This window comes from Methylobacterium gregans (genome assembly GCF_022179245.1).
GTDB lineage: Bacteria > Pseudomonadota > Alphaproteobacteria > Rhizobiales > Beijerinckiaceae > Methylobacterium > Methylobacterium gregans.
This window is the reverse complement of the sequence record NZ_BPQM01000122.1, coordinates 26,923-47,783: the sequence shown is the minus strand read 5'-3', so window position 1 is coordinate 47,783 and position 20,861 is coordinate 26,923. Positions and strand designations below refer to the sequence as shown.

Here is a 20,861-nt window from a genome sequence, read left to right as displayed (position 1 = left end):
CGGGCGGTGGTTCTTCAGAAATCCAGATCCGCGTAGTGTGCTGCCGGCGGCATGCCCGGCACCCGGTCGGCGAGCAGGCTGCGGAACGACGGACGCGACTTCACCCGGGCGTACCAGTCGCGCGCGGTCTCGTCGTCGTCCCAGGGCACGTCGCCGAGATAATCGACGCAGGAGAGGTGCGCGGCCGCCGCGAGATCCGCGTAGGTCAGGTGGTCGCCCGCGATCCAGCGGCGCCGGGCCATCAGGTAGCCGATGTACTTGAGATGGTAGCCGACATTGATCCGCGCCGCCCGGATCGCGTTCATGTCCGGCGCCCCGCCCCCGTCCCGGCTCGACATGAAGCGCTTCGAGATCTTCTCGGTGACGAGGTAGCCCGTCACCTCCTGGTCGAACTTGACGAGGAACCACTCGAGCAGGCGGCGCACCTCGACCCGGTCGGCGGTGGTCTCCGGCATCATCCGCCGGCCCGTGAGGCCGAGCCCCCGGGTCTCGTCGAGATACTCGGCGATGATCCCGGCGCCCGGCACGACGAGCCCGCTCTGCTCCAGCAGCACCGGCGTCTGGCCGGCGGGGTTGAGCATCAGGAACTCGTCGCGCCGCTCCCAGGGCTTCTCCTCGGAGAGCACCGGTTCCATGCCCATCTCGGCGAGCACGAGCCGGATGAAGCGGGAATTGGCGCAGAAGGGAAAGTGATAGAGCGTCGCCATCGAGGCCGTTCAAAACGGGCGGAGTGCCGGCCGGACGCACCGCACGAGAACTTCGCGGGACCGGGCAGGATGATGAGATATGGCCCGATCGTTGCCGACCCCTTAACACGCCGGCCTCTCTCCGGTAACTGCCCGTCAACCTTGGCGGCCGTTCCCTAGGTCTTGTTCTGGATCTTGGCGGCCGCCCACTCTTTCGGGCTATGCGTGCCCGCTCACCGGATAATCGAGGCGGACAGACATGGATGCGATGAGCATCGCGAAGGCGGTCGTGCTCGCTCTCGTCGAGGGCGCCACCGAGTTCATTCCGGTCTCCTCAACCGGCCACCAACTCCTCGTCGGGCACTTCATCGGCTTCCACTCGCCCAACAACACCTTCGAGGTGCTGATCCAGCTCGGCGCCATCCTGGCGATCCTGGCGGTGTATTTCCGGCGGCTTCTCGGCGTCGCCCTCGCACTCCCGCGCGATCCGAACGCGCGCCGCTTCGTGCTGGCGATCCTGCTGGCCTTCCTGCCGGCCGCGATCATCGGCGGCCTCTTCTCGAAGGTGATCAAGGCCTACCTGTTCAATCCCTGGATCGTCTGCGCCACCCTGGTGGCGGGCGGTCTCGTCCTCCTCGTCCTCGACGACACCGACCTGGAGGTGGAGAAGACCGACGTCTACGATTTCAGCCTGCCGATGGCCCTGAAGATCGGCGCGTTTCAGTGCCTGGCCATGATCCCGGGCGTCTCGCGCTCGGGCGCCACGATCGTGGGCGCGATGCTGATGGGGGCGGACAAGCGCTCGGCCACCGAGTTCTCGTTCTACCTCGCCATGCCGACCATGGCGGGCGCCTTCGCCAAGGACCTGCTCGACAACTACAAGAACCTCAGCGCCAACGACACCGGCCTCATCGTGATCGGCTTCGTGGTCGCCTTCTTCGCCGCGCTGATCGTGGTGCGCACGGTGCTCGACTACGTCTCCCGCCACGGCTTCTGGCTGTTCGCGTGGTGGCGCATCATCGTGGGCGCGCTCGGCTTCGCGGGGCTTATCATCCTGGGTTGAGATCCCCTGCGCCGTCTCGGCCGATCGGACGATTGCCACGCTTTCGCGGGTGTGCGAGGGCAGGTGACGAGAACGGGCGGGTGTAACCGCCGGCCTGAGGATTCGCAGGGCCCGACGCGCATGGAAGACAGACCGCTCGCCGACCTTTTCGAGCCCGCCACCCGCGCGCGCTGGCTCGGCCTCGTCGAGGGCGTGCTCAAGGGCGCGGATTTCGAGAAGCGCCTCGTCTCGAAGAGTGCGGACGGCCTGCGCATCGAGCCTCTCTACGACCCGGCGGAGCCCGCGGCCCAGCCGGTGCGCGCGCCCGGCCCCTGGCGCGTCGTGCAGCGGGTCGACCATCCGGACCTGACCGCCGCCAACGCGCAGGCGCTGACCGACCTCGAGGGCGGCGCGGACGGGCTCACCCTGGTCTTCGCGGCGGCGCCGACCGCCCGCGGCTACGGCCTCACTGCCGCGAGCGTGGACGACCTCGACGCGGCGCTCAAGGGCGTGATGCTCCCCCTCATCGCCCTGCGGCTGGAGGCGGGCGGGCAGGCGCTGGAAGCCGCCGGCCTGATCAAGGGCTTGGCCGAGCGGCGCGGCGAGGATCTCGCCGCGCTCGATCTCGATCTCGGCATCGACCCCGTCGGCAAGCTCGCCGCGACCGGCAGCCTCGGCGCGATCTGGTCCGACATCGTGCCGAAGCTCGGCGCGACGCTCCGCGATTTCGACGCCGCGGGCTTCCGCGGCCGGGCGCTGCTGGCGGACGGGCGGCCCTACCACGAGGGCGGCGCGGGCGAGGTCGACGAGCTCGCCGCGGTGCTGGCCACCGCCGTCACCTACCTGCGCGCGCTCGAATCCGAGGGGCACACGCTGGAGCGAGCCCGGGACGCGGTCGCCGTGCTGCTCGCCGCCGACGCCGACGAGTTCCTCGGCCTCGCCAAGTTCCGCGCCATGCGCCGGCTCTGGGCCCGTGTCGAGCAGGCCTGCGGGCTCGACCCGAAGCCGCTGCGCCTCCACGCCGAGACCGCGTGGCGAATGATGACCCGGCGCGACCCGTTCGTGAACATCCTGCGCACCACCATGGCGACGTCCGCCGCCGGTCTCGGCGGCGCCGACAGCGTGGCGGCCCTGCCCTACACCCAGGCGCTCGGCCTGCCCGACGCCTTCGCCCGACGCGTCGCCCGCAACAGCCAGATCGTGCTGCTGGAGGAATCCGGCCTCGCCCGCGTCTCCGACCCGGCGGCGGGTGCGGGCGGGTTCGAGGCGCTGACCGCCGAGCTGACCGAGAAGGCCTGGGAGGCCTTCCAGGCGATCGAGCGCGAGGGCGGCATCGTGGCCTCGCTCAGCGTGGGCAAGCTGCAGCGCCGCATCGAGGCAGTGCGCGAGACCCGGGCCCGCAACGTCGCCACCCGCCGCGAGCCGCTGACCGGCGCGACCGAGTTCCCGCACCTCGCCGAGAAGCCCGTGGCGGTGCTGGACGTCGCCCCCGCCGTGGTCCCGCCGGCCTCCGATTTCGGCACCGGCTCGGCGGTGGCCTGCGATCCCCTGCCCTCGGGCCGCCTCGCCGAGCCCTTCGAGGCGCTCCGCGACGCCTCCGACGCGGTGCTCGCCAAGTCGGGCGCCCGCCCGGCCGTGTTCCTGGCCAATCTCGGCGCCCTCTCGGCCTTCAACACCCGCGCCACCTTCGCGGCCAACGCCTTCGCGGCGGGCGGCATCGAGGCCCTGTCGAACGACGGCTTCGCGGACGAGGCGGCCCTCGCCGAGGGCTTCCGGGCCTCGGGCGCGCGGGTCGCCTGCCTCTGCTCGTCGGACGCGGTCTATGCCGAGCGCGCCGTCGCGGCGGCCCGCGCCCTGAAGGAGGCGGGGGCCGGCACGGTCTACCTCGCCGGCAAGCCGGCCGATCCGGACGCGCTGAGGGCGGCCGGCGTCGACGGCTTCCTCCAGGCCGGTGGCGACCTCCTGGCCTTCCTCAACGAGGCCTTGCGGCGCGCGGTGCAGAGCTGAGGGCGGCGGCCGGCCGCACGGCCCGCGCGCAACCGAAGCCGGTCTGACGAGTTTCAAGCCAAGCTCCGTGCGCGTCGCGCGTGGGGCCCGCACGGAGCAGTCGGACACCCGCGATGAAGCACCTCGTCCTCGCCGCAGCCACCCTGACGCTCGCCGCAGCAGGCATCGGCTCGGCCGACGCGGCACGCCGGTCGGCCCAGGTGCCGGACCGCTTCGATGGCAACTGGAGCATCGAGGTCGTTACCGAATCGGGCGCCTGCGACCGGGCCTACCGCTACGGCGTGCGCATCAACCGGGGCGAGGCGAGCTATCCGGGCGGCGATTTCCAGGTGAGCGGCCGCGTCGCCCCGAACGGTCAGGTGCGGGCCACCATCTCGAACGCGCTCGGCAGCGCCAACGTGGTCGGCCGCCTCGCCAAGGACGGTTACGGCAGCGGGACCTGGACCGCCTCCGGCGGCAGCCAGTGCCGCGGCCGCTGGAACGCCGAACGCCGCGGCTGAGACGGTTCCAACCGCCGCTTGCGGCGGAACGTCGCACTTGCTCGCGGCGTGAAGACGGGCCGCTCGGCGCCTGTCCGGAATGTTGCGCCGCGTCGGCCGGAGCCCTGTTCCGGTCGCAATCGAATGGGAGAGTCCGGGCTGTCCGACGCCCCGCGAGACCTCCCGCATGAAGACCGCGCTTCTCGGTTCCCTCGCCGTTCTCGCCCTCGTCTCCGCTGCGGAAGCCCGCCCCCGCGCGAAGGCCGACGCCGAGGCTGTCCTCGCCCCGCTGCGCCAGGCCGCCACCGACTGCTTCGCCGAGACCGTGATGGCCAATCCGGGCGCCATGAACCACGCCCGGGCCGGGCGCTGGTACCAGGCCGCCGGAGTGATCGGCTTCCTGTGCCGCCCTGAGGTCGACGCGATGGTCCTGGCCCACGACCGCGCCTACGGCCCCGGCACCGGCGACCGCTACTTCAAGGGCGCGTATGCCCGCCACCTCGATCAGCAGCTCGCCGCCCGCGTCCAGCCCTTGCTGGAGCGCAAGGCGGTCGCGAGCGCCGAGCCGCCCGCCGAGAAGGCCCCGGCCGAGGACGCGGGCGAGCCGTAGGGCGCTCAGGCCGCCTCGGGCCGCTCGGCCCGTCCGCGATAGGACAGGGCCTCGGCCAGATGCAGCCGGCGGACCGTCGCCTCGCCGTCGAGATCGGCGAGCGTCCGGGCGAGGCGCAGGGTCCGGTGGAAGCCGCGGGCCGACAGGCGCAGGGATTCGGCCGCGCTGCGGATCAGCGCCGCGCCCTCGGCGTCTGGCCGCGCCACCTCCTCGATCAGCGTCGCCGGGCAGGTCGCGTTCGTGGTGGCCGGCGACAGGCCCCGCGCGGCGTAGCGATCGCCCTGGCGCTGGCGCGCCGCCGCGACCCGGGCGGCGGCCTCGGCCGAGCCCTCCTCCGGCGGCGGCAGGATCAGGTCCGCCGCGCTCACCGCCGGCACCTCGATGCGCAGGTCGATCCGATCGAGGAGCGGGCCGGAGATGCGGGCGCCGTACTGGGCCATGCAGCGCGCGTTCGGGCCGCGGCGGCAGGCGTAGCCCGGCTCCAGCGCCTGCCCGCAGCGGCAGGGATTCATCGCGGCGACCAGCTGGAAGCGGGCCGGGTAGAGCACCCGGTGGTTCGCCCGCGCGATCATGATCTCCCCGGTCTCCAGGGGCTGGCGCAGCGAGTCCAGCACCTGCGGCGTGAATTCGGGCAGCTCGTCGAGGAACAGCACGCCCCCGTGCGCCAGCGAGGCCTCGCCCGGCCGGGCGCCCAGGCCCCTGTCACTTCCACCAAACACTGCAAATCGAAAATAGCAAAAACAACGCTTTAACAGAGTTTCTACCCCAAAAACCCAAGACTCTACACCCATAAATTCCGCGACTGGATCGCCTTTTCCGGGAAATTCCGCGACCGGATTTCGCCGCCTCACACGGCCGCGCCGAGCCCGCCGATTTTTCGCGATCCCGCCTCCCTTTCCATGCTTCCTCCGCTTCGGGACACTCCCGCGCATGCCACGTCAGTCCCCGAAATCTTCGGCGCGAAGCGATTCGCCCACGCCAGCCGCACCGCTCGCGCCCTTCGCGACATCGACGGCCTCCGCGCACGCCAGCGCGCCGGCGCGCACCATCGGCATGGGCCACCGCTCGGTCCGCGGCATGGTTCAGGTAAAGGGCGCGTCGATCGCCCATGAGAGCACGCTCGAACGCGACCTCCTGACGATCCTGGACTTCATGCCCTCAGCCCAGCGGGTGCGCGGGCAACCCATCACGATCCCCTTCCGCGATCCGGTCACCCACAAGCCCCGCCGGTACACACCCGACGTGGCCGTCGACTTCGTCGGGCCGAATGCGGCCCAGCCCTCGACCGCCGCGGCGACGCCGATGATCTACGAGGTGAAGTACCGGGCGGACCTGATCGCGCAGTGGCCGCGCCTGAAGCCGGCGTTCCTGGCGGCGCGCGCCCATGCGCGCGAGCAGGGGGCGACGTTCAAGATTCTGACAGAGCGAGAGATTCGCACGCCGTTGCTCGCCAACGTGACGTTCCTGCGCCCGTACCTCCGGCGCGCGGAGCACGACGGGTTCGAGGAGACGCTGATCGCGACGCTGATGGCCTACGAGGAGGCCACGCCCGAGATCGTGCTGCTCGCGAGCTTCTGCGACGAGCACAGCCGCCTGCAGGCGCTCCCGCACCTGTGGCGCTTACTTGCGCAGGGTCGGATCGAGGCTGATCTTACCCTGGAACTTACCATGAACACCCCGATCTGGGTCGCCGAGGACGAGGCCACGACATGGAGCGATCCGCATTCATACGCCTTGCGCCCTCTTGTGAGGTCCGCTGCGGAGCGGCGACGTATCGCATCACCCATGAGATCGATCTCGACAGCGTCCTAGGCGAGAACGTCGCGACGGGGGAGCGCAAGCGGCTCAAGGTCGCCGATATCGAGGCGGTGCAGCCGGATACAGACGGGCCAGCCGAGAAGCAGCGCCGGGCGAGCGACATCTCGGACAAGGCGTGGGCGGTCGCCGAGCAGCGCTGGGCGATCATCAAGCCGTTGGTGGACCGCGGCATCATCCCGCGCGCCGAGGTCGAGGCGGTCGCGGCCCGGGCGGGTGTCGATCCGAGCACGATCTACCGCTGGCTCTCGGACTACAGCCACTCGGGGCACCTCTCGGCCCTGGCCCCGACGACGGCGGGCCGCCCGCCGGGGCGGACATCGCTGTCGCCGGAGGTCGAGGCGGTGATCGCTGGCGCGATCGAGGACGCGTTCCTGACGCGGCAGAAGCTGAAGCCCTCCGACATCATCGAGAAGGTCGAGGCCGCCTGCCGCCAGGCGAAGCTGCCAGTGCCGGGTAAGAATACGGTACGGGCGCGTATCGCGGCGCTGCATCCGCAACTCGTTTTGCGCCGGCGCGGTCAGAAGGCGAAGGCGGACAACCTCGGCAAGCCGGTTCGCGGGCATTTTCCGGGCGCGGACAAGCCGTTGGCGGTGATCCAGATCGATCACACGCAGGTCGACGTGATCGTGGTCGAGGAGACGACGCGGCTGCCGATGGGTCGACCGTGGCTGACGCTCGCGATCGACGTGTATTCGCGCATGGTCACGGGCTACCACCTGTCGATGGAGCGACCGAACGCCAACGCGGTCGGCCTGTGCCTGTCCATGAGCATGCTGCCCAAGGGGTCGGTGCTGGAGGCGCTCGGCGTGCCCGGCGAGTGGCCGGTCTACGGACGCTTGGCGAAGGTGATGGCGGACAACGCCAAGGAGTTTCGCGGCAAGCTGCTCGCGCGAGCGTGCCGGGACTGGGGCATCGACCTCGATTTCCGGCCGGTGAAGACCCCCCACTACGGCGGTCACATCGAGCGCCTGATGGGGACGACCGCCAACGAGGTGCGCAAGCTCGACGGCGCGACGTTCTCGAACACGCGCCAGCGCGAGGGCTACAATTCCGAGGGCATGGCCAGCATGACCCTCGGTGAGGTCGAGCGGTACCTCGTCGACTTTCTCACCACGACCTATCACATGCGCCTGCACAGCGAGATCGCGATGACACCGCGGCGCAGGTGGCAAGTCGGTCTACTGGGCGACGGGATCCAACCCGGGGCGGGGTTGCCGGAAAAGATCGCCGACGCGGAGAAGCTCCGGCTCGACTTCACGCCGTGCCTCGAGCGCACGATCCAGCGCTACGGCGTCGAGATGGACAAGATCGGCTACCAGGACGAGGTCCTGTATCGCTGGGCCGGCGCGACCGATCCGAACGATCCGAAGCGGCCGCGACAGTTCGAATTCCGCCGGGATCCCCGCGACGTCAGCCGGATCTGGTTCTGGGACCCGGAGATCCAGCGATACTTCGCGATCCCGTATCGCGATCTCAGCCACCCGTCGGTCAGCCTGTGGCAGATCAAGGCCGCAAAGGCGGAACTCAAACGCCAGGGCGTTCTCGACGTCGATGAGGACGCGCTGTTCAAGGCCATCGCGCGCCGGGAGGGTTATGCCGAGGAAGCGCGAGCCAAGACCAAGGCGGCCCGCCGTGAGTTTCATCGTGCTACGCGGGTGAAGCCCGCCCCGGCAGCATCGGCCGTGCAGGAACCGCAGCCGAGCACGCCGAGCCTACGCGAGGAAGACGGGCTCTTCGATACGCCTCCGATCATCTACGGCGACATCGAGCCAGCGGAATTTCAGCGCTGACGTAGGGTGCGACGAACCGTTTTTCGGCCGTCGTCGGACCCGTACTCGATCGGCCGGATCGCCGATGGTCACTGCATCAGTGACGCCCTCAGTCTTGCCGGCCAGTCCTGACACAGCGTTGCATTGGCGCAGTGTGGTGAAGCGGCCACCGTCAGTCAGCGCTCCCGTCGCACCCACGAGGCCATCATGCCGTTCTACGACCTGCCGCCCGATCTCCGGTCTGCGTGGTCCCTCTATCCGCATCTCAGCCAGCAGGATGTCCTGCGGATGCGCCGCCACCCGCTCCCTGGGTACTTCGGCAGGCCAGAGGTCCGCCAGGTCTTGGCGACGTGGGAGGTCCACACGCTCGCCGATCTCGTGCAGCTCCTGCCCGAGGAGATCTTGAGCCTCCCAGGCGCGACGTTCGACGCATTCGGATGGATCGCGCAGTGCCTGTCGCTGGTGACGGTCCGTTGCCCGCCCTCGGACACGCTGACCGCAGACGACTTCGCGCGCCTGGACGCAGTTCCCTTGCGTGACGCCGGCCTGTCGGCGGGCTCCACCGCCACGCTGAAGATGGCCGGTCTGAAGACGCTCGGAGATCTGGCTCGCATGGCCGCGGTGACCCGTGACGCGCTCGGATTGAGCCTCGACGAGCAACGCCGCTGCATCTCGGCTTTCCAGGTGAACCCGGAGCCATCTCTGGACGAGGACGACGTCGGCGATCAACGCCCTCTGCCGCCCAACTTCGGATCTCAGGCGTTCGGGAACCGATCGCTGGGCCGATCATGGCTCGGCCCGGCGTTACAGGCCGAGGGGCTCGGGACGTACGCGGACGTCATGGCGTTCCTCGCCGATACACCCGAGGATGCGCGTCGCCGGTTCAGAGCCAAAACCCGAGCCGGGATCGAACACCTCATCGACCACGACGCCGACCAGCTTCGGGCCGAACACGCGGACGGGCCCGAGCTCTATCGGCTTCCCTATCGTTCCCACCACCAACCAATTGTGCCGATGGGGGTGGATTGGCATCGCGAACGGTCGATCCTGTCACGAGGCCGGTGGACCGACGCAGATCCGGAACCAGCCTGGGCCAAAGCGCTCTATCGGCATGGAATCGACAGTTTCGGCCTTCTCGCCGAAGCCGACCTCGCTTTCCTTTGGATCGTCGCCGATGGCGATCCGGACCCGATGTGCGCGATGATCGTCGCCCTGCGCCGCGCGTTGATGGACTGCAAGGTCGCCGGTTCGAGCCTCAACGTCTACGGCCCGCACGAGCCCGGCTTTACCGCCGGCGCGCGGGTCAAACGGCACGGGGTCGACCCGTAAGGCCCCTGAGCACGTCTCTCAGCGATCGACGTCGACACTCCGCCGCTCCTGTGGGCCATGCGGATGGCGGCCGAACGCTCCGCCATGCCCGCTCAACCGAAGACGGCCCCCTCATCAACTTCGATCGCGTGAAAGCCAATTGACAGAACCTCCCCGACCTAAAGGTCGAGGATTCCTGCGGCTCACGCCGCAAGTTCCTGTTTCACAGAGGATGCGCACCGGGCTAAGCCCGTTGCGTCTGACGTCCCCTCCACAGGCGATCGCCGAGGGTGTGCCCCGGCCCTGACCGCGTGCCCCGCGGCCAGGATATTGTGCGACGCGTTCACGTCGCGGTCGTGCGTGACGCCGCAGGCGTCGCACGTCCAGGTCCGGACGTGCAGCGCCCGTTTCGGACCGACGGTGCCGCAACACGAGCACGCGCGCGTGCTCGGGTAGAAGCGGTCGATGGCGACGAGGTCCCGCACGTACCACGCCGCCTTGTACCGGAGCATCGCGAGCAGCGAGCCCCAGGCTGCGTCGTAGAGCGAGCGCGCGAGCCGCGTGCGGGCGAGCCCGCGCAGGCTCAGCGTCTCGACATGGATCGCTTGGTTCTCGCGGATCCACCGCGTCGAGAGCTTGTGATGATGGTCACGCCGCGCGTCGGCGACGCGGGCGTGAAGGCGCGCGACCGCGCGCCGAGCCTTCTCCCGATTCTTCGAGCCTTTCTTCTTACGGGCGAGAACGCGTTGCGCCCGGCGGAGACGATGCTGGCGCTGGCGCAGCCAGCGCGGGTTGGCCACAGACGCGCCGTCCGAGGAGACAGCGAGCCTCATCAGACCAAGATCGATGCCGATCGCCGGTCGCAGCGGCTCCGGCGCAGGCTCGGGCTCGACCTCGACCCGAAACGTCACGTGCCAGCGGCCCGCTGCATCGAGCGAGATCGTCACGGATGAGGGCGCGCTCGGCAGTTCCCGCGACCAGCGGATCGCCAGGGGCTGATTCATCAGCGCAAGCGTAAGCTCGCCATCGCGCCAGCGGAACCCCGTCTTCATGAACGTCGCCGCTTGCGGATCGCGCCGTGACTTAAACCGCGGCTTTCCCCCGAGCCGCTGGAAGAAGCGGACGTAGCCCGCCTCCAAGTGCCGGAGCGTCTGCTGCACCGGTACCGACGAGACCTCGGCGAGCCACGGCCACTCAGCCTTCCAAACCGGCAGCCAGCGCGACATCACCTTGAACGGGATGCGCTCGCGGCGCTCCCGCCAAGCCGTCTCGCGTTCGTAGAGCGCGCGGTTGTAGACGACGCGCACGCACCCGAAGGTGCGCCGGAGCAAGTCAGCTTGCTCAGGCGTCGGGTCGAACCGGTACCGGTAGCCCGCCGCGAACGTCATGGTTGGAGCCTAGATGCTCGTTCCGCGCGCAACAACGCCGCGAACGCTTTCATCCCCGGCGTAAACGCCGGGGCCTTTCGCTCCCATCAAGTAACAGATTGCGCTGTTCCACGAAGCCGAGGCTGCGATCCATGCCGCCTTCGACGCCATGGCTGACTGGGGCGACGTAAAGATCGCCCGGTTCGTCCGCGCCCACCGCCGCTGATCCTCTTCCACCGTGCGGGCGACGCAGCCCCCACGGACCGCGACGATAAATGCACCTTGTGGAACACCACCCACGAGGGCGCGATCGCCATCGCCAATGCGCGCCCGGAACGGCGCGGTCAGATCCAGCGCCCCGTCGCGTGGGGCCGCCTGCCCGACGACCTAGGATGCCGAGGCCGCGATGCACGCAACGTTTTCGGACCTCGTGCACCTCACCAACGACGAAATCATCCACTTTGGGCCCGAGCACCCCTACATCAGGTTCCTTCGGACCTTTGCCCAGGCGGCCTGTCCCACCAACGCCGCTGCAGCGTGTCCGAGCTGCCCGCGACACCAAAATCCTCATATCCCATTGGAGTTCGACATGGCCCGCCGGTCCACATGCCGGGGGTTCGGCGATATCGCACGTCCGCACCCCACGACCTATACCTCCGAACACGCCTGCCAGAATTTCTGCGAGCGTCTCCAGCGCCAGATATTTGATCAATCTGCCGCCTTCACAGAACCCCTAGGAGAGATCGGCAGCCTCGCTCTAGGGCTGTTCTTCCGGCATCGGAAAGCCAGCATCGAGTTCGTCGAGCGATGCTACGGCAACCTTCTGTCGAAGTTGCAAACGGTCGCAAGCGAGGAGACCATCGCGACGATGCGGACCCTCAAGAAAGTCCAGCGTCAGATCGATGTCTGGATCGAAGCGGAAACGCTCGTTCGCAGAGGCAATCTGGGCGTCTCGCTGTGCGGCCTGACCTACAAGCAGGAACGGGGGTTCTATCACGTCACGCAGTACAATCCGCAGGTTCACCTCAGCGTCCACGCCATGGCGCGGTTCATGAACCGGGCCAAAGCCCCGCCGCAGATCTTGATCGAGCGCCTCGGAGAGATCGCCATGATGGCACGGCTGTTTTCCGACTGTACCTCAACGTCCGGGGCAATCGCCATCGCGATCCCCGAAGGCCTGATCCACGGGCGCGTCGGCGAAACGCCGGCCGACAACGCTTTCTGCTGGGAGAGCCTGATCAGCGGGCAGTTCGACGTCGAGCGCATCGGTCGTGTGACGCGACCGCGCTGTGAGCACGGGGAACCCGATGTCATCGACCTGATGACGTTCTACCCCCGCGAAGACCTCAATCCCCATCTCGCAGCGCTCTACGATCGGTTGCTCATCCTTCAAAACGCATGCGAGGGCGCGGCCAAAGTCGCCTATGCCATCGCCTTTCAAGCACATGAACCGACGGACGCCGAGCGCGCTTGCCTCGCAGTCGCACAAACCGCGGTCCAGAAGCACCACGAGAGCGATCTGCACACCGCGTACCGGCGGAGGCGAGAGGATCGCGAGACCTCAGCGTTCGTTGCTCGGCTCAATCGCGAGGTCACCTCGCTTCCGGCCGAGACGGCAATGATGGCCGCCCACCAAGCCGCACTCCGCCAAATCGGGATCACGCCCGCCGCAAACCAGATTTGAAAGACGAGGCCGATCAAATGTGGTACTAGACCTGTCAGGGCAATTGAGAAATCGTCACGGACTGGTACCGCTATGAGCGCGGTCACGTCGACGCGCATGGCAAGGAAGCCATCGTCGACTGCACCGATTGCGGCGGCACCGGCTACGAGAACCCAATGTTTCTCGATAGCGGCGCGGTCGCCGCCGAGAACCTCGCCCTGCCATGGACATCGCTCCGCCAGTTCAAGTTGGGTCCCAGCCCCTGCCGGGGCGACACGCCCATTGCCAATTCTGCGCAACCGCTATCGCTCATTCTGCGCAGGTGCTTGGACGCCGCCGAAGGGTGACACCCACCGCCCGAGCGCCTGTCCCCGTTCTCCACAGCGCTCCACAGGCCTGAGGACAGCGCGCCCCAGCCCGTTGATCAGCGTCCCAGATTAGAACAAAACAGGAACTCGATCTGCGAGGCTGTCGATGTCCGAGCGCTATCCCCACCTCCAGCCGGATGTCCGGCTCCTCGTGGACCGCTCGCGCCAGGAGCGGATCGCGTTCGTCCAGTCCGATCAGTGGATCGGCTACCCGGCGGCAACGGCGGCGATGGATCGGCTGGAGAGCATCCTCCACCACGCCAGGGCCCGGCGGATGGAAAACTGCCTGCTGATCGGGGACAGCAACAACGGCAAGAGCACCATCCTGGAGACCTTCGCCGCCCGTCACGGCGATCCGGTGCGCCTGCGCGAGCCCGACGGGCTGACCGGTCATCGGCCACTCTCGGTCGTCCTCATCGAGATGCCGAAGGAGGCCAACGAGGCCCTGTTCTGGGAAGCGATCCTGGAACGCTTGCGCTGCGCGCCGCCCCGGCGAAGCGAGAACCTGATGCGCTACACCTGCGCAATCCTCGATCAGCTCGCGGTGCGCATGCTGATGATCGATGAGTTGCACAACATCACGCGCCTGCCCCCGCGCGCCCAGCGCGACCGGCTGCTCCTGCTCAAAAGCCTGAGCAACCGCCTGCGTCTTCCCATCGTCGCGGCGGGAACACGCGACGCCGAAGCCGCGCTCAAGACCGACGAGCAGACCGCCAACCGCTTCGAGCCGTTCGTGTTGCCGCGCTGGCGATTGAACCAGGAATTTCGCTCGTTCGTGGCGAGCTACGAGCGGCTTTTGCCACTGCCCGAGCCCTCGAACCTCGCCGACAAGGAGCCCCTGACGGCCCTGTTCAATGTGTCCGAAGGCACCGTCGGCCGGGTCGTGCGGGTGATCCAGCGAGCCACCGAGACCGCGATCGAGGCCGGCAAGCCTAGGGTCGATCTGGCGCTCCTCGAGGCCGCGTCGCGGTTGCCGTATGGCGGGGAACGGCGTCGCGTAGCCGGCTGAGGGTGCCATGCGCTGGCCCCTGCCCTCAGCCCCCTACGACGACGAGATCCTGAGCTCGTATCTCGCGCGCGCCGCGTTCAGGCACCGCCTGCCACCAACCGTGTTCGCTGCCCAATGGTGGCCGGACCGACCGGTCTGGAACCGCGATCTCGACCGCGGCGAGGAAACCGCCTGGCTCGCCGACCTCGCGGGCCGCGCCGGTCTCACCCTCGAACGGGTGCAGGCGATGACGCTCGATGCCCTGCGCCGCCGGTTCGGCCGGGGATCGGGCGATACGCCGCTAATCCTGTCCGCCGGGATTTTTCACCGCACACGGGTGCGGCACGCGGTTCAGATCTGCCCGCGATGCTTGGCAGACGGGGAGCCGTACGTGCGGCGAGCGTGGCGCTACAGCTTCGTGCTCGCCTGCCCGAGCTGCATGACGCTGCTCCGCGATGCCTGCCCCCATTGTGAGGCCGCCATCGTGCCCCATCGCAGCTACCGCTGGCGATTGGATGCCTGCCACGCGTGCGGGCTCGATCTCGCGCATCGCGATCCGCATCCCGCGGTGGTCCCGCCGGCCGCGCTCGACTTGCAGGCCCGCCTGCTCGCTGTGCTCGCGAACGACCCGGGTACGACAGTCGGGCCCTGGGAAGGGGATGACGCCTTTTCCGGATTGCGTGCGCTGGTGACAGTGGCCCGGCATCCCGATGTGCTGCCCGCCTTGCGCGCCGCCCTCGGGCTCGACGCGGCCGCGATCTCAGCAGGCCGGTTCGAGAGAATGCGGGCCGGCAATCGCGCCGTCATCCTCGAGACCGTCGGTCACTGGCTCAGTGACTGGCCGAACCGCTTCTTCGTCGCCGCCGGCAGCGCCGGACTCACCCAGCGCAGCTTCCGCAAAGTCGCGCAGCCCGGCGACCTCGCACTCCAGATCCTGCGCCTGCCCGAAGGGTTCGCCCGCGATCGAACCTTCGTCCCCGTGCTCCAGGATCGCGTCCTCAAGCGTCTGCGCCGGCAGAACCGCGCCGGGTACCGGCGCGTGCGGGCCACCCGCCTGCTCGCCGCCACGGATCCGCGCCGATGAGGGCGACCTGCCGCATCTGTCGCCGCCATCGCCCCGTGATGGCGGACGACCGGATCTGCTTCCCCTGCTCGGTCGGAATTACCCACGCCTGCCCGATCTGTCAGGCCGTCATACCCGGCAGCGGCCACGCCCCCTGCTACCCCTGCAGCCAGCGCCGCCGTTCCGAGCGCCAGATCGCCGAGGAGGCCGCAACGATCCCGATCCGCTGGATGTCCGGGATGTTCATCGCCTTCTGCGAGAGCGGCCGTATCCCACTCGACAACGGCCTCGCCACCGAGCGCATCGCCCGGGCGGCAGACGCCTGCCGTCGGATTGCGATCACGGCCCCAAATCCCGACCGTCTCACCACCGACGCGCTCCACGCCGCGATCGGCGCAGAGGGCACACGACGCGTCGCACCCCTGATCGCCTTCATGAGCGACGTCGGCGTGCTCGACTGGGACCGGGCCCGGCTCCAGGTCCTGATCGAGAACGAGCGGGTCGACGCGATCCTGACAGCGCATCGGGACAGCCCGCACGCGCCCCTGCTGCGCCGGTACCGCGACAGCCTCGCGGCCCGGAACAGGAAGCCGATCACCCAGCGGACCGCGCTCACGGCCGCCCTCGCCCTCCTCGCCGAACTCGGCGACGCCCCGCTCGGCGACTTGAGCCAGCGCCACCTCGCACGTGCGCTGCGCAAAAGCCCAGGGCACCGGGCCGCGCTCCAGGGCTTTCTCAGCTTCGTCACCACCCAGGGCGGGCCGGCCCTGATCTCGCCCAAGCCGCGCCGTCTCGGTCCGGTCGCCCAAGAGAAGCGGCTGCGCGCCGAGATCAAAGCGTGGCGCAAGCGCCTGGAGAAGCCGCGCAGCTCCGGTGAGGCACGGGCCATGGTCATCATGCTCCTGGCCCGGATCTACGCCCTGCCGATCACCCGCGTCCTCACGCTTCGGCGTGACGAGATCTTGGTCACCAGCAACACCGTCACACTGTGGCCGGCGGCCGAGGCGATCGCCCTCGAAGAACCGTTCGCCAGCACGTTCCTGCGCTGGGCCAGATGGACATCGGGTTGGAGCAGTCGACCCGGCCCCTGGGCGTTCCCCGGCCGGCACGGACACCAGCCCCTGTCAGAGGCTGCCATCGCCTACCACCTGACCGGCAAGGCCAAAGATCAGGCAAAGAGGCCCTGATGGAAATGGAATGGACGCGATCACCGGGTAACGCCCGACTAGCCTCGGACGTCCCCGGTGACGCTTTCTCATGCCGACGTCAAAGCACGAACCGTCGGCCATCCACTTTTCAACAGGCTGGGATGCAATGATGGTCCGCCGTGTCTCCACTGCAGTCCATCACGGCGTCGAAGGTGGCATCCCACGACGGCAATGCAAGAGGCTCCGGCGACGTCACCCCTGAGTCAGAGTGAATCAGGGGCCAGCCCATTCCTACGTTGGGCGAGGCGGCCACGGGGTCCGAGGCCGCTGTCGCCGACCACCTCGGGGGAGACCTACGCCGGCCGAGAGCGATCGGCGCAAGTCAGAGACGCCCGTCGTAGACCACCTGTGCGTCCGGGCGGCCGCCTGAGAACACCCAGCCGCATCGGGCGACCGATTTGGTGATCCGGTCTTTCGGCTTTTGGACCAGCCGAGCCCGAAACGTGGCCTCCACTTGTTCCGCGGTCATGCTCGCGCCCGCCGGTTCGGCCCATTCAAGGCCGTCGTAGTTCTGTGGCTTCGGTGGTCGGACCATGCTGCCCGGCCCACAGTAGCCGTGCAGGGCGAATGCGCGGTACCGCAGAACGTGGAGGGCATGCACCTCCGGAAGCGACCGAGCTTGGCTGTCGGTCAGCTTCGCGATGAAGCTCGGCGCGTAGAAGATGTTGCGGAGGTCCGTGTAGGCCTCCGGGTCGCTCGAACTCGCGTAGAGGTGGCAGCAGGTCAGATCGCGTGTCGTCGCGCGTTTCAAACCCGTGCTCCACTCGAAGGCGGCCGCCGGGCTCGCATTGTCGTCGACCATCACGCCGTCCGTGATCGTGCCCCGGTCGGCCGTCCGACCCCGTACCGTGCGGAAGATCGCTCGGCGTCCGGTCGCCGCGATCACGTCCGGATGCGCGAAGAGCGACAGCGACGCGATCGCTTGATCGATCGATCCCCACGGGGATGCGGCGATCAGGAAATCCAGCACTGCCCGCCCGTCGTACCCGAACGCAGCCAGCGTCTTGGGGCTGACCTTTTCCCCGATCGTAGACGGCGGCTTGAGCCAGGCGGCGGCAGGTTGGACCACGACGCCGCCGAAGCGTGCCTCGCGCGCCCAGCAGGCTATGCCGTCGACGAAGATCGGCGTGTCGCCATCGACGATGACATCATCGCCATTCGACACTTGGATGTCGGCCCCGAGGAGGGACGTGTTCGCGAGATCGACCGGCCGACCGGCCCAATCCACGAGGCGTCCTTCGCACGTCCGGCAGATCGCAGCTGGGTAGGAGGCCGAACCTCGTCCCTTGCCCCCGCAGACCGGACAGGTCTCACCGCCCGGACGCCATCCGATCATGGCTTCCCCCTTCCCTTTCCGTGAGTGAACCACGACGGGATCGAGGCAGGAAGGGATCAAGCCACGTATCTGGCGCGCTCATCACAGGCACAGACAACCGGCCCGCAGTCCACCTGATCATTTCAGCGGCCGTTGGGATGTGAACGTGCTTGGCATACCGCCGAGCGCTGCCCAGATGAGCGTCCCAAATTGGAACGAAGGCGGTTCTTATCAGGAACAGACATCGTACATCCTCGTTGGGATGAAAGCTGGAGCGCAGAAGCAGCGGACGCCCGGGGCACGATGATGCCGGATATGAAAGGGCTGGCCAATGTCCAGCTGATCATCGCCTTCATCGTGCCGGGCTTGATCATCACCTACGTTCGTTCGCGCTTCATCACGGGCCGGATGGGTAAGCTGTCCGAGGACGGTCTCGCCCACCTTGCGCTGACGATCGTCTACTACGGCCTGACGCTTCCGCTGATCGAAGGCATCGTCATCATGCCGAGTGGACCGGCAAAGAACCTATGCTGGGTGGTCCTCATTGCGGTCGGCCCAGCCGTGTTCGGAATGGTGCTCGGCGTCAGCGCTCAGTACGAGTGGATCCGGCGTCTCGCCCATAAGCTCGGCATGCGGCCGGTCCACAGTACCCCGAATTCCTGGGATTGGCGGTTCAGCCGCTGCAACAACGACACCTTCATCATGGTGACGCTCGCTGACGGATCGACAGCGACCGGCATCTTCGGAAATCGATCCTTCGCGTCGTCCGATCCGGGCGAGCGCGACATCTACATCCAAGAATTGTGGGACGTGCCCGATGACGGCAGTCCCTGGACAAGATTGGAGCCGGTCCGGGGCGTTTTGATCCCGGCCAAGGAAATTCGCTACGTCAATTTCTGGAGCGTCACATGAGCGACAAGCCCAAATCGTCCGGCGGTTCGAGCGGGCCGCGCATCACCCAGGACGGGCATCAGCCCGGCAAGATCGATCGCGGTCACCAGCCCGTCTACACGCCGAACAATCCGGGGGCCGGCCATCAGCCGACAGGCTCCGGCGCACCCAAGCCGCCCAGCGGCGGCAGCGGTGTGAAGCCGCCGGCCAAGAAGTAGTGCGCTGTCGAACGACAATCGTACGACTTCATTCATCATCGCAAACAAGGGCATCTTCAGCATGCCTCTGCAATGATAGCCCTGTCGTCCTGGGGAAAACGGGTACGACAGGGCTCTATTAGGTTTGGTTCGGCGTCTTGGGTTCGCACAAGAACGACAGGACCGCCCGATGTCCGAGCCCCACGACCCCGCCAACGAGAACCCCGAGCCGGGGGACGCCCATGCGCAGCAGGAGGCGTTGAAGGCGGCGTTCCAGGAACAAGCCAGCGCGAAGCCGACGAAGTCCCGCTGGGCCGATCCGGACACGTCGCTGCTGAGGACCAGCTTCGACGACGCCCCCCGATTTCCGGTCGAGGTGCTCGGCCCCTTCTGGCAGACCTGGGTCGAGCAATCGGCTCGGGCCGCCAACGCCCCGGTCGACTACACCGCCGGCACCCTGCTCGCGACCGTCGGCGCGCTACTCGGCAATGTGCGCTGGCCCAACGTCGAGGGCGTCTGGGAACACCCGAGCGTGCTGTGGGTCGGTCTCGTCGGCAATCCCTCGACCGCCAAGAGCCCCGGCATGCGCCCGGTGCGTCGTCTGATCAACCAGATCGAGGCCAAGCGTGCCGCCACCATCGACGGCGAGGGTCCGGCCCATCGCCTGAAGGCCGTCGTCGCCGACCTCAAGGACAAGGCGTGGCGGCGCGCCGTCGAAGAGGCGCTCGCCCAGGACAAGCCGCCGCCCGAGTGGCCCGAGGACGCCGAGATCCCGGCTGCTCCGGTGATGCCCGTCCTGCACGTCGTCGACGCTACGACCGAGGGGCTGATCACGACGGCCGCGGGATCGCCGCGCGGGCTGCTGCAATTCTCCGACGAGCTCGCCGGCTGGTTCGGTGGCTTCGACCGGTACCGCGCCAAAGGCGTCAGCGCCGACCGGCCGTTCTGGTTGAAGGCCTACGACGGCGACCCCTACACCGTGATCCGTAAGGGCGGCGACCTCAAGAACGGCGTGCGCGCTCCGGTCGAGATCCCGCACCTATCGATCGGCGTCATCGGCAGCGTCCAGCCAGACCCGCTGCGCGACTTCCTGACGAAGTCCGACGACGGCCTCGCCCATCGCTTCCTGTGGATGTGGCCCGACGGCCCGACCAGCTTCCGGATACCGCGCAAGTCCGACGCGCACGAGCAGGCTGACGACGACCGGGCCCGCGCGGCGCTGATCGCGATCGACGACATGACGACGCGCGTGAAGGACCGGCCCGACGAAGTCGCGGTGTCCTCAGAGGCGACCGACCTCCTTCAGACCTTCGGCCAGCAGATGATGGACGACGCCCGGGGCAAGAGCGCGTGGTACGCCTCGACGCTCAACAAAGCCCCCGGCCAGGCCCTACGCCTCAGCGCCGTGCTCACATTCCTGCAGTGGAGCGGCGGTGCGGAGGACACGGACCCGCCGACGACGATCGACGCCGCCCGCATGGCCAAGGCGATCCACCTGATGAAGGTCTACTTCCTGGAGCAGGCCAAGCGGGTGCGGCAGACGGCGACGGTGGGCGATGGAGAGGCCGATGCCCGCGCCGTGCTCGCGATCCTGCGCGAACGCGACTGGCGCGATTGCTTCACCGGGCGGCAACTCCAGCGCGTCGCGAGCGGACGGCTCGCGAACACCCGGCTCCGCAAGGACGCCTGCGCCATCCTCGTCGAGGCCGGCCTGCTCTACTGGAAGCCCGAGCGGGAGGGCACGACCAAGGGCCGTGAGCGCGAGGAGTATCGCGTCAACGCCCGGGTGATCTTCCCGCAGGAACCCACGGCCGCGGACACCGCTCCCCAAGCCGAGCCGACTGAGGAAGCCGCCTGAGCCGGGCTTTCGTCGCTACCGGCCCTATTTTCAGAGCACAGCAGACGGACAGGCCCGAAACCTGCCCGTCTGTCGTACCCTTTTTCTCCATCGCCACGATGCGGAGCGGTTCGACGAAACCGACAGTCCTGACAATTGGTCGGGGTGGCAGGACGCAGAGGCGGTCGGGATGTCGCCCTCCCTACGCGTTCTGAGCAGGTGGAGGCGGAGCCTGCCAGAACAGC

Annotated in this window: 17 protein-coding genes and 1 pseudogene; 14 read left to right on the top strand and 4 right to left on the bottom strand. The window is 68.3% G+C overall.

Annotated elements, in window-relative coordinates; genetic code table 11:
- Nucleotides 1-14: 14 nt before the first annotated feature.
- The gene (locus tag MFF54_RS21425; protein WP_238306116.1) at nucleotides 15-707 is read right to left on the bottom strand and encodes a glutathione S-transferase family protein; all 693 of its coding nucleotides are present in this window, start codon (nucleotides 705-707) and stop codon (nucleotides 15-17) included.
- Nucleotides 708-945: 238 nt separating this feature from the next.
- Between MFF54_RS21425 and MFF54_RS21420 the strand changes: the two genes are divergently transcribed.
- The 4 genes from MFF54_RS21420 to MFF54_RS21405 all read left to right on the top strand — a co-directional run bounded on the left by MFF54_RS21420 (nucleotide 946) and on the right by MFF54_RS21405 (nucleotide 4,824).
- Nucleotides 946-1,749 carry an undecaprenyl-diphosphate phosphatase gene (locus MFF54_RS21420; RefSeq protein ID WP_238306114.1) on the top strand — a complete coding sequence of 268 codons (804 nt, stop codon included), beginning with the start codon at nucleotides 946-948 and terminating at the stop codon, nucleotides 1,747-1,749.
- Between the two features lie 120 nt (nucleotides 1,750-1,869).
- On the top strand, nucleotides 1,870-3,735 hold the full coding sequence (locus tag MFF54_RS21415) for a methylmalonyl-CoA mutase subunit beta (RefSeq protein WP_238306112.1): 1,866 nt from the start codon (nucleotides 1,870-1,872) through the stop codon (nucleotides 3,733-3,735).
- Nucleotides 3,736-3,848: 113 nt separating this feature from the next.
- Nucleotides 3,849-4,235, top strand: a complete 387-nt coding sequence (locus tag MFF54_RS21410) for a hypothetical protein (RefSeq protein ID WP_238306110.1) — start codon at nucleotides 3,849-3,851, stop codon at nucleotides 4,233-4,235.
- 166 nt (nucleotides 4,236-4,401) lie between these two features.
- The gene (locus MFF54_RS21405; protein ID WP_238306107.1) at nucleotides 4,402-4,824 is read left to right on the top strand and encodes a hypothetical protein; all 423 of its coding nucleotides are present in this window, start codon (nucleotides 4,402-4,404) and stop codon (nucleotides 4,822-4,824) included.
- 5 nt (nucleotides 4,825-4,829) lie between these two features.
- Here the strand turns inward: MFF54_RS21405 and MFF54_RS21400 are convergent.
- Nucleotides 4,830-5,546: pseudogene (locus MFF54_RS21400) on the bottom strand (ATP-binding protein); the annotation flags it as partial.
- Nucleotides 5,547-5,877: 331 nt separating this feature from the next.
- Between MFF54_RS21400 and MFF54_RS21395 the strand changes: the two are divergent.
- From MFF54_RS21395 to MFF54_RS21385, 3 genes are all read left to right on the top strand, one after another.
- Entirely contained in the window at nucleotides 5,878-6,636 is a 759-nt protein-coding gene (locus tag MFF54_RS21395) for a TnsA endonuclease N-terminal domain-containing protein (protein WP_238306104.1), read from the top strand.
- On the top strand, nucleotides 6,534-8,432 hold the full coding sequence (locus MFF54_RS21390) for a TnsB C-terminal domain-containing protein (protein WP_165081262.1): 1,899 nt from the start codon (nucleotides 6,534-6,536) through the stop codon (nucleotides 8,430-8,432). The genes MFF54_RS21395 and MFF54_RS21390 overlap by 103 nt, the downstream gene beginning before the upstream one ends.
- 186 nt (nucleotides 8,433-8,618) lie before the next feature.
- Nucleotides 8,619-9,740, top strand: a complete 1,122-nt coding sequence (locus tag MFF54_RS21385) for a hypothetical protein (protein WP_165081260.1) — start codon at nucleotides 8,619-8,621, stop codon at nucleotides 9,738-9,740.
- A 182-nt stretch (nucleotides 9,741-9,922) separates the two neighbouring features.
- On the opposite strand, the gene MFF54_RS21380 is transcribed toward MFF54_RS21385, so the two are convergent.
- Entirely contained in the window at nucleotides 9,923-11,107 is a 1,185-nt protein-coding gene (locus MFF54_RS21380) for an RNA-guided endonuclease InsQ/TnpB family protein (RefSeq protein ID WP_206289445.1), read from the bottom strand.
- Nucleotides 11,108-11,492: 385 nt separating this feature from the next.
- On the opposite strand from MFF54_RS21380, the gene MFF54_RS21375 reads away from it, so the two are divergent.
- The 4 genes from MFF54_RS21375 to MFF54_RS21360 all read left to right on the top strand — a co-directional run bounded on the left by MFF54_RS21375 (nucleotide 11,493) and on the right by MFF54_RS21360 (nucleotide 16,355).
- Entirely contained in the window at nucleotides 11,493-12,770 is a 1,278-nt protein-coding gene (locus MFF54_RS21375) for a hypothetical protein (protein ID WP_165081256.1), read from the top strand.
- A 453-nt stretch (nucleotides 12,771-13,223) separates the two neighbouring features.
- The gene (locus MFF54_RS21370; RefSeq protein WP_238306096.1) at nucleotides 13,224-14,126 is read left to right on the top strand and encodes a TniB family NTP-binding protein; all 903 of its coding nucleotides are present in this window, start codon (nucleotides 13,224-13,226) and stop codon (nucleotides 14,124-14,126) included.
- Nucleotides 14,127-14,133: 7 nt separating this feature from the next.
- Complete coding sequence (locus tag MFF54_RS21365) at nucleotides 14,134-15,189, top strand: TniQ family protein (RefSeq protein WP_238306087.1); 1,056 nt, start codon at nucleotides 14,134-14,136, stop codon at nucleotides 15,187-15,189.
- Nucleotides 15,186-16,355: a hypothetical protein gene (locus MFF54_RS21360; RefSeq protein WP_238306079.1), complete on the top strand. Its 1,170-nt coding sequence runs from the start codon at nucleotides 15,186-15,188 to the stop codon at nucleotides 16,353-16,355. Before MFF54_RS21365 ends, MFF54_RS21360 begins: the two co-directional genes overlap by 4 nt.
- Before the next feature lie 343 nt (nucleotides 16,356-16,698).
- On the opposite strand, the gene MFF54_RS21355 is transcribed toward MFF54_RS21360, so the two are convergent.
- A complete protein-coding gene (locus MFF54_RS21355) occupies nucleotides 16,699-17,604 on the bottom strand; it encodes a hypothetical protein (RefSeq protein ID WP_238306078.1) in 906 nt (301 codons plus the stop codon).
- 390 nt (nucleotides 17,605-17,994) lie between these two features.
- Here MFF54_RS21355 and MFF54_RS21350 point away from each other — a divergent pair, with 390 nt between their 5' ends.
- The 3 genes from MFF54_RS21350 to MFF54_RS21340 all read left to right on the top strand — a co-directional run bounded on the left by MFF54_RS21350 (nucleotide 17,995) and on the right by MFF54_RS21340 (nucleotide 20,637).
- On the top strand, nucleotides 17,995-18,603 hold the full coding sequence (locus MFF54_RS21350) for a DUF6338 family protein (protein ID WP_238306077.1): 609 nt from the start codon (nucleotides 17,995-17,997) through the stop codon (nucleotides 18,601-18,603).
- Entirely contained in the window at nucleotides 18,600-18,800 is a 201-nt protein-coding gene (locus MFF54_RS21345) for a hypothetical protein (RefSeq protein ID WP_238306072.1), read from the top strand. Before MFF54_RS21350 ends, MFF54_RS21345 begins: the two co-directional genes overlap by 4 nt.
- 169 nt (nucleotides 18,801-18,969) lie before the next feature.
- A complete protein-coding gene (locus MFF54_RS21340) occupies nucleotides 18,970-20,637 on the top strand; it encodes a DUF3987 domain-containing protein (protein ID WP_238306071.1) in 1,668 nt (555 codons plus the stop codon).
- Nucleotides 20,638-20,861: the final 224 nt, after the last annotated feature.